Source organism: Archangium sp. (assembly GCF_036389735.1).
Taxonomy (GTDB): Bacteria; Myxococcota; Myxococcia; order Myxococcales; family Myxococcaceae; genus Archangium.
On sequence record NZ_DASVWK010000029.1, the window covers coordinates 1 to 13,750 of the forward strand.

Consider the following 13,750-nt stretch of genomic DNA (forward strand, 5'->3'; position numbering starts at 1 on the left):
CGGGCCGGCTCACTCTTCGCTGGTGCATGGTCCTCATCCTCCGCCTACCGCTTGATGGTGGGAGCCTGGAGCTCGCCGCCGTTGGCACTGACCGCCAGGTACATGGTGAGCGCGGTGATGACGTCCGAGGCATACCGGGGCTCGGGGAAGCGCTGCTGGCGGAAGCAGTCGTACAGCCGGTGCTGCATCGTCCGGAGCTCACCCTGCGAGACGCGGTAGGCCGGCCACGAGACGAAGGCCTTGCGAGCGCCCTCGGGAGTGGTCAGGTTGGGCAGCTCCTGGAGGCGGATGCGCCGTCCCTCCAGGGAGTGACAGGTGGCACAGGCGAAGTCGTGGGGGCCGGCGCGGTAGGAGAAGATCCGCCGGCCAATCTCATAGGCCTCCTTCTCCTTCGGATGCGCGGTCGGGACCTTGAGCTTCATCCCGCGAGACTCCGACACGATCCACGCGACGAGCGCCTCCATGTCGGACTTCTCCTCGGAGCCGTTGCCGAACGGGCGCTTCGTCACCTCCTCGAGGGAGAAGCCCTGGAGCGTCACCGCGCAGGTGACGAGACGCGACTCCAGGTCCTGCACCTTGCCGCTATCGGCGAAGTACCTGGGAAGCTGGGCGTACACGCCCTTCACGACGCCCGGGCCGAGGCCCAGGTCGCACCGCTCCAGCGAGGCGTCCTTCGGTCCCCGCTTCGTCTTCCACAGCTCGGCGCCACGGAGCATCCACAGGTCGGCCGGGTTGTCGTCCTCGAGCATCTCCCGGTACTTCGCGATCCCCTCCGTGGTCGAGTCCTGGGCGAGTCCCTCCGTCGTGACCAGGGCCAACCCGGCGGCGAGCAGCACGGCGCATGTGCGGTGAATCACTGTGTCCTCCTTCTTGTGGCGGACGAGACTAGGGACGGATGTACGCGTAGCCCTCGCGGGCCTGAAGGCGGGCGAGTTCCGCCACGCCCGAGGGGACGAGCTTCACTTCGGGCAGGAGCTTCGCCTTGTCGATGCCCCGGGACCGCAACGTGAGCTCGCATACGCGGAACTCGACGCCCTGCATGGACAGGTCTTCCACCGCGACGTTGTACGGGTTCTTGTTCTTGTCCTCGGCGCCTTCGAGCAGGAAGTCGGCCCCGGCGGCGTGGGCGACGACGACGATCTTCGCCTTGGGGTCCCCGATGAGGTGGTTGCGGATGTAGCGCAGCGCGTGGGTCGCCTGCTCCAGTCCCTCACTGAGGTGGTAGACGGTCTTGATCGGGCTGCTGGCGGGACTCGCGGCGGAAGCGTGGAACGCCACGAGCAGGGCCAGGACGGCGAACAGGGAACGGTGGATATGCATGGGCCGGGTGCTCCTGTGGCGCGTCAGGTGATGTCGGCCTCGTCCGAGCGCTCCTCACCCTTGTTGTCCACCCACTTCACGGAAACCTTCTCGCCCTTCTGCCCGCCCGAGAACCGGAAGCCGAGGAACGGGTTCTTCGAGATGGCCGGCCCCCACTGGGCGGACAGGAGCGTCTTGTCCTTGTGGGTGACGGTGACGGTCTGGATGAAGTGGGCGGGGATCGTCTTGCCGGTCGCGTCCTTGCGCTGGCCCGTCTCCATCGTGTGGCTCATCAGGACCTTCACGAGGACCTTGCCATCGGGCTGGAGGGCGGCCCGGATCTTCATTGGATCTGCCATGGGGTGCTCCCTGAAATCGAAAGAGGTGTTGGAGGCTCAGCCGCCACAGCCGCCGAGGGTGACCTTGATCTCCCGGCGGGCGAAGAAGTACTTCCCATCGGCCTTGACCAGCGCCACCACGTGCGAGGTCTGCCCCATCTTCACGCGGGTCATCACGTAAGGATCGGTGCCCTCGGGGAGCTCGAACCGCGACGAGAGCGCGTTCGGGTTCTTCTCGACCAGCAGCGCGATCTCCTGGGTCTTGGCGATCTTCGACTCGATGGTGATGGGGACCACGGCGCCGTTCTCGGCGATGTCGGGCGCGGTGATGTCGATGTCCTTGCTCTCCGTGGGGACCGAGCCGCCGAACGCCGCCAGCACCTCCTCGAGGTTCTTGCCCGCGAAGGCAGTCTGGTTCCAATCGGCTGCGACGGCGGCCTCGGGCTGGATCAGTCCGGCCGCATACGCCAGCGCGAGCACGCCCAGACCGCCACCCGCCTTGAGTACGAGACGACGCTGTTCATTCATGAGGGACTCCTGGGGAAATGGAAGGAAGGGATTCGGCTACTGGGTCGGCGAGCCGGCCAGTATCCATTGGATGAGGGTCTTCATGTCCTCATCGGACAGGTGGGCCTGCGCTGGCATGGGGATGGGGCCCCAGACGCCGGAGCCGCCGGCCTTGAGCTTGGCGATGAGGCGCGACTCCGCGTCGCCCTCGCCCTTGTACTTCGAGCTGATCTCTCGGAAGCCCGGGCCCACCACCTTGTGGTCGAGGCCATGGCAGGCGATGCAGGCGGCCCGTTTCGCCAACTCGTACCCGGGACTGGGGGCACTGGCCCCGGAGGGCTTCGCGGGGGCCTCACCCAGCCTGACGCCGCGAATCGGCGCGAAAGTCCGCACCTGCTCGGACAGGTCCCCGTGCGAGTCCCTCGCGTGCACCGGCAGCTCCGAGGTGACGGTGACGTGGGCGGCGCAGTTGCTCATGCACGCGGTGTTGCGCACGTCCGGCCTGCCCGTCTTCTTCATGAAGCCGTGCTCGGTCGTGAAGCCGTTCCGGTTCGGCATCCGCACCGCGAGGAGGGACTTCTCATCGAGCGTGGCGTCCGCGGGGAGGATGTCGTTGAGGTGGAGGACGTACGCCGTCAGCGCGTAGACCTCATCGGGCGTGAGCGTCTTCGAGCGGGCGAAGGGCATCGCCCGGTGGATGTAGTCCCACAGCGTCGTCGCGTGGTTGAGCTTGGTGCCCACCGTGCGGATGGGCGGATCGGTCGAGAGGCTCGCCGCGCGGCCCCGCTCGACGTCGCCCCGCTGCACGCCTCCGGCGATGGCCATGTACTGGTTGTCCTCACCGAAGGTGCCATGGCAGCTCGCGCACTGGGCGTCGTAGAGTTCCTGCCCTCGCGCCACCGAGCCCGAGCCCTTCGGCAACCCCTGCCCGTCCGGTCGCACGTCGATGTCCCAGCCGGCGATCTCCTGGGGCGTGGCGAGTCGGCCCAGCCCATACCGGGGCTCGGCCGCGAACGACAGCCAGGGCAGGAGGCACAGCGCGACGGCGGCGCGGAGGGCGAGGCGCTTCACCAGGCGCGGCTCAGTCGACCTGGACATTGCTCACATCCCCGGACTCGGCGACCCGCCAGGTCTGGATCCCATTGTTGTGGTAGATGGACTTCCCGCCTCGCACGGCGCGGAGCTGGGCGAGCTTCGGCTGCACGTACCCGGTCTCGTCCATCACGCGCGATTGCAGGAGCGCTGGCGAGCCTTCCCACCGCCAGTCGATGCGGAAGCGAGTCAGCGCCTTGGGCAACACCGGCTCCTGGAGCCGGGCCGTGCGCCAGTTGCGGCCACCATCGGTGGACACGTCCACGCGCTTCACCCTGCCGCGACCCGACCAGGCCAGCCCGGTGATCTCGTAGTAGCCCTTGTCGAGCAGCACCTGGCCCCCCGAGGGCGAGGTGATGACGGACTTGGCCTCCTGAATCCACGTGTACTGGCGGTGCAGGCCATCGGGCAGCAGGTCCACGTAGTGGAGCGACTCCTCGCGCGTGTTCCACGGCTGATCGCCCACCTCGAGCCGGCGCAGCCACTTCACGCTGGACACTCCCTGCACGCCTGGAACGAGGAGCCGCAGCGGGTAGCCGTTCTCGGGCCGCAGCATCTCACCGTTCTGGCCGTAGGCGACCAGCACGTCGTCGAGGGCCAGCTCGATGGGAATCGTGCGCGTCAGTCCCGCGCCGTCACTGCCCTCGGCGAGGATGAAGCGGGCCTTGCGCGCGTCGTAGCCGGCCTCCTCCAGCAGCACCGCGAGCGGCACGCCAGTCCACTCGCTGCACGCGAGCATGCCGTGGGTGTACTGCACCGTCGGCACGGCGACGTTCGCCCACTCCATGCCCGTGTTCGCACCGCACTCGATGAAGTGGATGCGCGACACCGAGGGCAAGCGCAGCAGATCCTCCATCGAGAGCAGCAGCGGCCGCTCGACGAGGCCGTGGATCATCAGCCGGTGCTGGTGCGGATCCACGCCCGGCATTCCGGCGTGGTGGCGCTCGAAGTGGAGCCCGCTCGGCGTGATGATGCCGAAGAGGTTCTGGAGCGGCGTGAACGAGACCGAGGCGTGCGGGGTCCGCGTCAGACCCGGGCTCTCACGGCGGCGGATGTTCTTCTCGTACGCCGAAGGCAGGCCGTACGGCTGCGTGAGGATGGGCGCCCCGAGGATCCTGTTCCACTCGGGCACCGCGGGCGGGAGGTTCTTGTCGAGTGCCTCCCGCACCGCCTGCTTCGCGGTCTCGGCCGCGCTCACCGTCGCCGTGCCCGCCGCGGCGGCGGCGCCAATCGCGACCAGCGCCTTTCCGAAGAACTTGCGACGGGACAGCTCCACGGGTGTGAGGACCTGCTCGGCCGCCGACTGGATGCGACCCCGGGGGCCGGTCGCGGATGATTGCGTCAGCTCCCCCTCGCGGGCCTCGGTGCCTGCCTTGACTCTCATCCTGGCGGGCAATCGACCACACCCGTCCGCCAGGCGTCAACGCGGGCCCCGCTCCTCCGGTGCTACTTCTTGCCCTTCGGGGGCGCGTCCTTCTTGGTGCCCTTGCCCTGCGCCGGCTGGAAGGAGAGGACGTAGTAGGTGAGCGCCCAGCGCTCCTCCTCGGGCAGGCCGGCGAAGGGCACCATCGCCGAGCCGGGCAGGCCGGTGGAGATGGTGTTGAAGATCTCCTCGGGCTTGTTGCCCTTCTTGAACGGCCCCTTGAAGTCGCGGGGCTTGGGATTCAGGAACCTCCCCGTGGGGCCATTTCCATCGCCCGTCTCACCGTGGCAGGCGAGGCAGTTGCGCGCGTACGACGTCTTGCCCTTCTCCACCAGCGCCGGCGTGGACTTCGGCGCCGCCGCCCACGCGGAGGAGCCCACGAGCAACGCCAGCAAGGTCGTTCCCATCTTCTTCACGTTCACGATCCGCTCCTTGATTTGGGGGTCGATCATAGCCCTCGCGGGAGGGCATCGCCCCACCCTCGTGGATCTCGACGCGGCGCACTATCAGGGCTGCTTCTCCCGCGCATGTGGGGCCCCTCAGGACCCTTCTTCTTCCTCCCCGGTCTCGTCCACCTTCTTGCCCGAGAGGATGTCATCCACCTCCGCGTGCGCCACGCGCGCCTGCTCCGCGTTGAGCCGCTTCACCGCCTCCATCTGCTCGATCACCCAGTGCGCCCGCTTCTTCAGCGCCTTCGAGCCCGACGTCGGAGACCGCTTGCGCGGCGCCGGCAGCATCGCCGCGAGGATGGCCCCCTGCGCTGGCGTCAGCTTGGCGGCCGAGATGCCGAAGTGCTCCCGCGCCCCCGCTTCGATGCCGTACACCCCGTTCCCCCACTCCACCACGTTCAGGTACAGCGTGAGGATCCGGTTCTTCGGCAGCGCCGTCTCCAACCGGTGCGCCAGCAGCAGCTCCTTGCCCTTGCGCAGCAGGCTCCGGTCCGTCGACAGCCACAGGTTCTTCGCCAGCTGCTGGGTGATGGTCGACGCCCCTCGTCCCAGCTTCCCCTTGCGCACCGCGTCTTCCAGGGCGTTCTCCAGCTCCTTCGTGTCCACGCCCTCGTGCAGGTAGAAGCTCGCGTCCTCCGACAGCAGCACCGCGTCGATCGCGTGCTTCGACACGCTCGACAGCCCCACCCACGACTGCGCCCGCCTCGGCTTGTGGCCCGCCTCCCGCGCTTCCGCCGCCCGCTGCTCCATCAGCGCCGTCGTCTTCGGGTTCTGCTTCAGCAGCGGCTCCGCCTGCGGCAGTCGCACGTACTCGTACGTCACGAACACCACCAGCCCCAGGAACGCCACCATCAACAACCGGCGCACGAGCCCCCCGCCGCCCCCGGAACCCTTCCCGAGCTGCTTCGTCTTGCCCGTGGCGCCTGTCTTCGCCTTGCCGCTGGCGCCCGTCTTCACCTTGCCGGTGTTGCCCGTCTTCAACTTGATCGCCCGACTGCTCATGTAGGTGTCACATCTACATCGAACTTCTCAGCGAGGAAAATTCGTCGCCCGAGCCCCTGGGAGAAGCTCTCCGAGTCGCCCCAAGGGGGCTCGTCCGCTCGCCCGTCTCCTTCCGAATCTGTCCGCCGCGCCTGAATCCTTTTCCCCAAAGGAGGGGTTCATGTCCATTCGTCTACTGTGCTGCGGCGCACTCGTCCTGGGGGCCGCGCTCTTCGGGACGTCCTGCGGTCCCACCGCCGAGGCTTCCCAGCAGGCCAACACGTTGGTGGAGGAACAGAGCAAGGGCGCGTTCTGCGGAGGCTTCGCCGGCATCGCCTGCGCCGAGGGCTACGTCTGTGTGGACGATCCCTCGGATGATTGCGATCCGGCCCAGGGCGGAGCCGACTGCGGTGGCGTCTGCCAGAAGAACAAGAAGCCCGGCTGCGACGACCCGGCGCGCACCTACGTCTCGAGGGATCCCGAGCAGTGCGCGGTCATCCGGTTCTTCTGCGAGGACCCCAACACGGTGCCGTTCTCCGACGAGTGCGGCTGCGGCTGCGAGCCCGCGCCGCGGTAGTGCTCGCGCCGGCCTCGTGTGCTCCGGGGTTGACGAGCCCCGGAGCACGGGCCCGCCTACGGGACGACCTGCACCGACTCACCGACGATCTTCACCTTCACGTCGACGGAGTTGGGGTGCACGTCCTGCTCGTCGATGATGTCCTGCTTGTCCACGCCAATGCGCAGCGTGTACGTGCCGTCCGCCACGTCCGTGATGTCCAGCCACTGGCACGAGTAGTCCCCGGCGTACACGTCCGCCCAGCCCGGCGAGATGCCCTGGGAGTTGTCGTCGTGGATCGTCTGCGGCCCCGCGTCGCCGCAGTAAGCCTGGAGATCGACCAGGAAGAAGCCCTGCTTGCGCCCCACCGCCACCACCGCGCTCTCCGCACCGACCAGCTCGTAGCTGGCGAACCCGGTGAGGTGATGGTGGCCGTGGCAGAGGTCCTCCTCGTAGAGATCCGGCCGCTGCTCGGGAGCCGCGATGCGCACCGCGCCCGAGCCCAGGTTGGGAATGGAGACGCTGAAGCGCAGCAGGCGCCGATCCCCTGGAGCCCCCACGCAGCGCTCCGTCACCTCGCAGGCCGTTTCGGGGAAGTGGCGTCGCTCCACGTACAGCGTGCGGGAGATGACGTCCGCGTCCACCGTCACGTCCGGCTTGCCTCCGCTGCTCGCCGTCAGGCCGCACGCGGTGGGCGCCTTCAGGAAGGGCTCGGTTGACCGGGGAGACACCTTGCCTCCGCCGAAGGCCACCACCTGCCCCGGCTTCGTGACGTTCGTGGGCGCCAGGGCGTCATACGGCCGGGACAGGCCGGCGATGAAGTCGGCGTAGCCGTCCCCGTTGAGGTCTCCCGTCCGGGCCACCGTGTAGCGCAGGTAGCCCTGGAACTCGGACCCCACCGAGTCGCTCCTCGGCCAGGCCCAGGACGGGCGCAGCTCCGCGGAGACCTCCTGCCTCGGGAAGAATGCGTACAGGCGCCCCGCCGCCGACAGCAGGAACTCCGTGTCCTCGTTGTCCTTGTTCAGGTCCCCCACGAACCAGGCTGGGGTGCCAAAGCCCGGGTAGGCCGCGTCCCCGAGCATCCTCCAGATGGGACTCGGGGAGATGTCACCCGCCGGCTGGAAGAGGTGCACCGCGACCTGCCCCGTCACGCCGAGCACCACCTCCGAGCGCCCGTCCCCGTTCTGATCCGGGAAGAACCCCAACACCTCGGCGTCGGACCTCCAGACGGGAGCGGCCGAGATGCCGCCCTCGCAGACACCCGGCGCATCCCTTTGGCACCCGAGGAAGAGCAAGGAGCCCTCCGCGTTGCGGATCAGCACATCCGAGAGCCCATCGCCATTGGTGTCGCCCGCCCGGACGATGCGCGACACGTACGGCGGGAACTCCCTCACCTGGGTGAAGGGAGCCGGCCCCCCGGGGGTGGCGCGATAGAGGATGGCCATCAGGCCCTGTTGGGCGATCAGGTCATCGAGCCCGTCTCCATCCAGGTCCGTGAAGAAGCCGGCCCGGTAGGAGGTGTTGAGCGGCAGGCGGAACAGGGGTCGCTGGAGCACCGTCCCGAGGTTCTCCCCGCCCGCGAAGACGACCATGCCCGCGGACTGGGAGCGGATGAGGATGTCGGCGAAGCGATCCCCGTTCGCGTTCCCGATGGACACCGCGATGTTGCGCCCGTTCACCGTGCCGCTCCCCCAATCCATCTGGGTGATGAGAGGCTCGGAGGAGAAGGACGTCCCGTTACCGGCGTAGAGGACCACATGGCCCTTGCCCGGCAGGAACGCGCACGGGGGCGCCGCCACCACCAGGTCCTGGTTCCTATCCCCGTTCACGTCCCCGAGCGCGATGGAGCTGCCGAAGCACGACTGCCGGAGCGACTCGGGCGCCTCCAGCTTCCACAGCGGCGTATCCGACAGGAAGGGACCCGGGTCCAGCGGAGGCCCCTCGGGCTTCGTCTCCTCGCGGCACCCTCCCAGCATCATCAGCAGTGCGCCGGAGGCGATCAGTCGACTCATCATCATGAAGAAAACCCCCTCGAAGGCCTCATGCTCCCAGGAACGTCGGCTGGTGGAGACACCCATGGCCGCTCTATCGTCCCCCCATGACGCAGCCGGCCGAGCAGCTCCCAGGGGGCCAAGCGTAACCCCTTGAAACTCCTGCTCTCCATCGGGACGGAGCGACCGATGTGCATGTAGGACGCACCTGCACACCGATTTCTCCGATAATGAGAGCGCACTTCTTTTCTCAAGGAATTTCCATGGGTTTCATCAAGATTCGCAATCCGATCAAGAGCATCCAGCGCACGCTGGCGCATGTCGCCCCCCAGAGGGTGGTCCAGCGGGCGAACAATGTCGCCTCGCGCGCGGTCCACTCGGCTCGGAGCACCTTCACCGCCGCGGCGAACACCGCGCGCAGGGCGGTGGGCAGGACCGCGTCGGCCACCGTGCGCCATGCCGCGAGGGCCACGAGCGCGGCCAGGACGACGGTCGCCCGGAGGGCCTCCTCGACCGTCCGGACCCTGGCTGGTGCCGCTGGCGCTTCCGTGCGCCGGACCACCCGGGCCGTGAGCAACGCGAGCCACACGGTGCGTCACGCCTCGCGGCAGGTGCATCACGCCGCCGAGCAGCAGGTGCACCGGGCCCGGAACGTGGCCAGCAGGGTGGCCACCCGCGTCAACGCCCACCCCGTCGCCCGGGCCGCCACGCGCACCGCCAGCTTCGCCAAGCGCACCATCGGCCACGCCGAGAGCGGCATCAAGTTCGGTGAGGGTCTCAAGGGTCTGGCCGAGAAGGCCCACACCACCGTCAAGGACGTGCGCCAGGCCGTCAAGACGCGCAGCCTGCGGGACGTTGGCACGGCCTTCAAGTCCGTCACCGACACCGTCAAGTCGGCCGGAGAGGTCGCCGCCCAGGCCACCCAGGCGCGCGAGGGTCTGCGCAACATCAAGAACGACTTCAGGAAGACCTTCCCGAAGACCGCGACGCGCCTCGCCAACCAGTACAAGAAGGCCGCGGGTGTGGCCGCCAACGTGGCGGATCGCATCGGCCTCGACCGCGTTGCCACCGCCGCCAAGAAGCTGACCACGCGCGTTGCCAACAACCCCGCCGCCCAGGCCTTCCGGCGCACCGCTGGATTTACCCAGCGCACCCTGGGTAGCGCCCACACGCTGGTGGAGTTCGGTGGCAAGGTGAAGGATCTCGCCGGCAAGACGCACACCGCCGCGAGCGACATCCGCCAGGCCATCAAGAACCGCAGCCTCAAGGACGCGGGCACGGCGCTCAAGTCCTCCTGGGAGGCCGTCAAGTCCGCCAAGGACGTGGTCACCTCGTCCAGCGAGGCGCGCGAGGCCCTGCGCAGCATCAAGAACGACTTCGCGAAGACCTTCCCGAAGACCGCGGGGCGCCTGGGCGCGCAGTACAAGAAGGCCGCGGGCGCGGCGGCCAACGTGGCCAATCGCCTCGGCGGCGAGCGCGTGAAGAACGCGGCCAGCAAGCTCATCTCGCGCGCGACGCAGTCGCCCGCGGGCCAGGCCCTCCAGCGCCTCCAGAAGAACGCCAAGGAGCTCGGCGCGGCCGGCGCTCCCCTCGTCCAGCTGGGCCAGGGCGTCCACGGCGTGTTCACCAAGGCGCCGGGCGCCCTCCGGGACATCCGCCAGGCCCTCAAGACGCGCTCGACCGAGGACATCGAGAAGGCGTTCTCCTCCTCCAAGGAGGTGCTCAGCTCGGCCAAGGACATCGCCGAGGCCGCTCCCCAGGCGCGCCAGTCGCTGCGCGTGCTGGGCAAGGTGGCCCAGCGCATGGCCCCGAAGGTGTCCGCCCGCGTCGCTGGCGCGGCGTCCAAGGTGGCGGCCTCGGCCGGTGGCAAGGTGGCCGCCAAGGTGGCCCAGAAGGTCGCCGGTAACGCCGTCGCCAAGGCGGGCACCAAGGCGCTGGGCAAGGCCGCGGGCCGCTTCGCGCCGGGCGTCAACGTCGCCATCGCCGTGGCGGACTCGGCCTCGTTTGTCAAGACGCTGCGCGACCCGAAGGCCAGCGTCGGCGCCAAGATCACCAGCGGCGTCACCGCCCTGGGCTCCATCGCCGCCGCCACCAACATCCCCGTCGTCAGCCAGGTGGGCGCCGGTGTCTCGCTGGTGTCCAGCGTCGTCGGCGGTTGGTTCAAGTAGAAGTAGGATGAAGTCCCGGTAGGACCCAGGCGACGGTGCACACGAGGCACCGTCGCCTCGGTTGTTTCAACACGAGGCTCGACACGAGCCTCAAGGAGTCACGGTGTCCAATCGTAACGATGGCAAGGGCGCGGGATCCGGTCGCGGCAGCACCGGCTCCATCGAGGGAGATCGCATCCGCCGGATGGCCGAGCTCAATGGGGGCGCCACCACCCAGGGCCAGCGCCCGACGTTGAAGGGCCCCCCTGCCTCCGGCGGCCCGGTGGCCTCGACGCGCGCGCCCACCGCGAACCAGCCCAGGGAGCTGAAGCTGCCGACGGCGAAGGCACCCTCCCTGGACGGCATCCAGGTCTCCGTCCCCCAGGACTCGGCCATCTCCCAGGAGGAGCTGCTCATGCGCTTCCATGAGATCGTCCGCTCGCGCGCGACCACGCGGGACCGGGCACCCGGCGAGCCCGTGCAGATGGGCGACAACGTCATCCTGGACACGCTCGGCTATGCCGAGGGCCGCCTCATCCCCTTCAGCGCCCGGGGCGGCCTGGAGCTGGAGATGGCGCCATCGGACCTGATGCCCGGCCTGTGCGAGGGCCTGGTGGGCACGGCCGTGGGCAGTGGCCAGGAGGTGGAGGTGACGCTGCCGGAGACCTACCCGGTGGAGAGCCTGCGCGGGGTGCGCGCCACCTTCCTGGTGGACGTGGTGGCCGCCCAGGAGGTGAAGATGCCGGACGCCGAGAGCGACGCCTTCCTGCGCACGCTCGGCCGCGGCAACACGCTCGAGGCGGTGATGGAGTCCATCGCGGACGAGATCGCCGACGAGCGCGCCGATGACCTGTGGCTGGAGGCCCAGGAGCGCGTGCTGGACGAGATCGTGCGCCGCACCGAGGTGGACCTCACCGTGGAGCTGGTGGACGAGGAGATCCGCCAGGCCTGGAGCGCCAGCGAGGCCCGCCTGCTGGCCGCCAAGGACTTCGCTCCGGACGAGCTCCAGGAGTCGCTCGACGGCTGGCTGGAGGATCCCAACACCCGGCTGGAGGCCGAGCGCCGCCTGCGCATCGCCTTCGGACTGAAGGCCATCATCGAGCGCGACAAGCTCCAGCTCACCCCGGAGAAGCTGGACGAGGTGCTGGAGGAGGCCGTGGCCCCGGCCGGCCTGTCGCTGGAGGAGGCGCGCGGCGCGCTGGCCAACCCCGCCACGGCCGAGGGCATCCGCAACGCGGCCACGCAGGTGATGGCCGTGCGCTACGTCATGAGCAAGGCCCAGGTGCGGTTCGAGGGCGTCCCCGGCGTCTTCTCTGGCACCGGCAAGCAGCTCCGCTAGGAGCCTCGGCGGGGGTGGGAGCGCCACCCGGCATGCTCCCCCTCCGCCGCCTACCCGACACGGAGCGCGTCGCATTCCCGGCGCGCTCCCGGGAGCCGCGTTACGCTCGGCACATGTGGCGGCTCATCAATCCCTTCAAGCTGAAGATGCCTTCCGCGGAGGAGGCCCTGCCGGGCCGCTCCACGCGGATTCCCGTCCCCCAGAAGCACCATGTCAACGGCGCGCCGTTGGAGCCGCCCTTCCCGGAAGGCCTGGAGCAGGTCGTCTTCGGCCTGGGCTGCTTCTGGGGCGCCGAGCGCAAGTTCTGGCAGACGCCCGGCGTGTACTCCACCTCGGTGGGCTACGCCGGCGGCTACACGCCCAACCCCACCTATGAGGAGGTGTGCTCCGGCCGCACCGGCCACACCGAGGTGGTGCGCGTGGTGTACGACCCGAAGAAGGTCTCCTTCGAGACGCTCCTGAAGGTCTTCTGGGAGAGCCACGACCCGACCCAGGGCATGCGCCAGGGCAACGACGTGGGCACCCAGTACCGCTCGGCCCTCTATTGGTATACGGAGGAGCAGCGGAAGGCGGCCGAGGACTCGCGCTCCGCCTACAACAGGGTGCTGCTCGCCGCGGGCCACGAGGCCATCACCACGGAGTTGGGCCCGGCGCCCGAGTTCTATTACGCCGAGGACTACCACCAGCAGTACCTGTCGAAGAACCCGAACGGGTACTGCGGCCTGGGTGGCACCGGCGTGAGTTGCCCCGTGGGCGTGGCCGCCGCGCGCTAGTGAGTTGGCGAGGAGTACGGGACTTGAACCCGTGGACGAGGGGTGCCCTTAGACAGGGGAAGGATGCGGTAGGGGGTGTCCGGCAACCGTTCAATCAGATCCGTCCCGTTGCAGTGCAGGTAGAAGGGCCGGAGATCCGGGTCCAGCCGCCAGCCCACCCGTTGCTCGAACTCCGCGATCTCCTCGGGCGTAGCGGGTTGGGTACGGGAAGTGGTCGCGGGAGACCTCTTCGAGCAGGAGGCTCATGGGCGAGGGCATCGTCTCATTCGTTCAGCCAGTAGGCTTGGCCATCACGCAGGGCGCGCTCCATGAAGTCCGAGAAAGAGGTGGCGATCTGATCGCAATACTTCGGGTCCGGCCACGCCTCGTGCCAGCCGTCGATGACGGGGTAGCGACCATTCTCCTGCTGGGCCACATCCACCAGCAAGTAGTTGCCATCTTGCACGTCGCAGATGGCCCACATCGAGGCAGGGCCGTGGGCGTCGTCATCGTTCTTCTTCCCGAAGATGGCGACCCGCGCCCGGACGATCTGCGACAGGGGAAGGATGCGGTAGGGGGCATCCGGCAGTCGTTTAATCAGCTCCGCCCCGTTGCAATGCAGGTAGAAGGCCCGGAGGTCCGGGTCCAGCCGCCAGCCCACCCGCTGCTCGAACTCCTCGATCTCCTCGGGTGTGGCGGGGGGATGGGGGAAGTGCGCACGGGAGACCTCTTCGAGCAAGCTGCCAAGGGGCGTGGCCATCGTCAGTTGTCCGTGTAGGGCAGGTCGGGGCCCACTGTATTCCAGGGGGATTTGCCGTCGTAGCAGGCGGGGTACTGCTCGTTGAATACCTCGTGAACATCAGGCTCGGCGGGGAT

At 68.7% G+C, this 13,750-nt stretch carries 14 protein-coding genes and 1 pseudogene; 4 read left to right on the forward strand and 11 right to left on the reverse strand.

Annotated features, from left to right (window positions below):
* Positions 1-44 precede the first annotated feature (44 nt).
* The 8 genes from soxA to mtgA form a co-directional block, all read right to left on the reverse strand.
* The gene (gene soxA, locus VF794_RS00820; RefSeq protein ID WP_331106727.1) at positions 45-857 is read right to left on the reverse strand and encodes a sulfur oxidation c-type cytochrome SoxA; all 813 of its coding nucleotides are present in this window, start codon (positions 855-857) and stop codon (positions 45-47) included.
* A gap of 28 nt (positions 858-885) precedes the next feature.
* Positions 886-1,320: a DsrE family protein gene (locus VF794_RS00825; protein WP_331106729.1), complete on the reverse strand. Its 435-nt coding sequence runs from the start codon at positions 1,318-1,320 to the stop codon at positions 886-888.
* 23 nt (positions 1,321-1,343) lie between these two features.
* On the reverse strand, positions 1,344-1,658 hold the full coding sequence (gene soxZ, locus VF794_RS00830) for a thiosulfate oxidation carrier complex protein SoxZ (protein WP_331106731.1): 315 nt from the start codon (positions 1,656-1,658) through the stop codon (positions 1,344-1,346).
* Positions 1,659-1,694: 36 nt separating this feature from the next.
* Complete coding sequence (soxY, locus tag VF794_RS00835; protein WP_331106733.1) at positions 1,695-2,165, reverse strand: thiosulfate oxidation carrier protein SoxY; 471 nt, start codon at positions 2,163-2,165, stop codon at positions 1,695-1,697.
* A gap of 36 nt (positions 2,166-2,201) precedes the next feature.
* On the reverse strand, positions 2,202-3,242 hold the full coding sequence (locus VF794_RS00840; RefSeq protein ID WP_331106735.1) for a c-type cytochrome: 1,041 nt from the start codon (positions 3,240-3,242) through the stop codon (positions 2,202-2,204).
* Positions 3,226-4,620, reverse strand: a complete 1,395-nt coding sequence (gene soxC, locus VF794_RS00845) for a sulfite dehydrogenase (protein ID WP_331106736.1) — start codon at positions 4,618-4,620, stop codon at positions 3,226-3,228. The genes VF794_RS00840 and soxC overlap by 17 nt, the downstream gene beginning before the upstream one ends.
* Before the next feature lie 62 nt (positions 4,621-4,682).
* A complete protein-coding gene (locus VF794_RS00850) occupies positions 4,683-5,081 on the reverse strand; it encodes a c-type cytochrome (RefSeq protein ID WP_331106738.1) in 399 nt (132 codons plus the stop codon).
* A 117-nt stretch (positions 5,082-5,198) separates the two neighbouring features.
* On the reverse strand, positions 5,199-6,110 hold the full coding sequence (gene mtgA / locus VF794_RS00855; RefSeq protein ID WP_331106740.1) for a monofunctional biosynthetic peptidoglycan transglycosylase: 912 nt from the start codon (positions 6,108-6,110) through the stop codon (positions 5,199-5,201).
* A gap of 160 nt (positions 6,111-6,270) precedes the next feature.
* Here mtgA and VF794_RS00860 point away from each other — a divergent pair, with 160 nt between their 5' ends.
* A complete protein-coding gene (locus tag VF794_RS00860) occupies positions 6,271-6,666 on the forward strand; it encodes a hypothetical protein (protein WP_331106742.1) in 396 nt (131 codons plus the stop codon).
* 56 nt (positions 6,667-6,722) lie between these two features.
* Here VF794_RS00860 and VF794_RS00865 read toward each other — a convergent pair whose 3' ends face one another.
* Positions 6,723-8,663, reverse strand: coding sequence for a lysyl oxidase family protein (locus tag VF794_RS00865; RefSeq protein ID WP_331106744.1), 1,941 nt, complete (start codon positions 8,661-8,663; stop codon positions 6,723-6,725).
* A gap of 236 nt (positions 8,664-8,899) precedes the next feature.
* Here VF794_RS00865 and VF794_RS00870 point away from each other — a divergent pair, with 236 nt between their 5' ends.
* From VF794_RS00870 to msrA, 3 genes are all read left to right on the forward strand, one after another.
* Positions 8,900-10,804 (forward strand): hypothetical protein, encoded by a 1,905-nt coding sequence (locus VF794_RS00870; RefSeq protein WP_331106746.1) that lies wholly within the window; start codon positions 8,900-8,902, stop codon positions 10,802-10,804.
* A gap of 103 nt (positions 10,805-10,907) precedes the next feature.
* Positions 10,908-12,122 carry a peptidylprolyl isomerase gene (locus VF794_RS00875; RefSeq protein ID WP_331106748.1) on the forward strand — a complete coding sequence of 405 codons (1,215 nt, stop codon included), beginning with the start codon at positions 10,908-10,910 and terminating at the stop codon, positions 12,120-12,122.
* Positions 12,123-12,235: 113 nt separating this feature from the next.
* The gene (gene msrA / locus VF794_RS00880) at positions 12,236-12,895 is read left to right on the forward strand and encodes a peptide-methionine (S)-S-oxide reductase MsrA (RefSeq protein WP_331106752.1); all 660 of its coding nucleotides are present in this window, start codon (positions 12,236-12,238) and stop codon (positions 12,893-12,895) included.
* A 47-nt stretch (positions 12,896-12,942) separates the two neighbouring features.
* Here msrA and VF794_RS00885 read toward each other — a convergent pair.
* Together VF794_RS00885 and VF794_RS00890 are read right to left on the reverse strand one after the other, a co-directional pair.
* A pseudogene (locus tag VF794_RS00885) lies at positions 12,943-13,153 on the reverse strand (SMI1/KNR4 family protein); the annotation flags it as partial.
* A gap of 4 nt (positions 13,154-13,157) precedes the next feature.
* Entirely contained in the window at positions 13,158-13,634 is a 477-nt protein-coding gene (locus VF794_RS00890) for an SMI1/KNR4 family protein (protein WP_331106750.1), read from the reverse strand.
* Between the last annotated feature and the right edge of the window lie 116 nt (positions 13,635-13,750).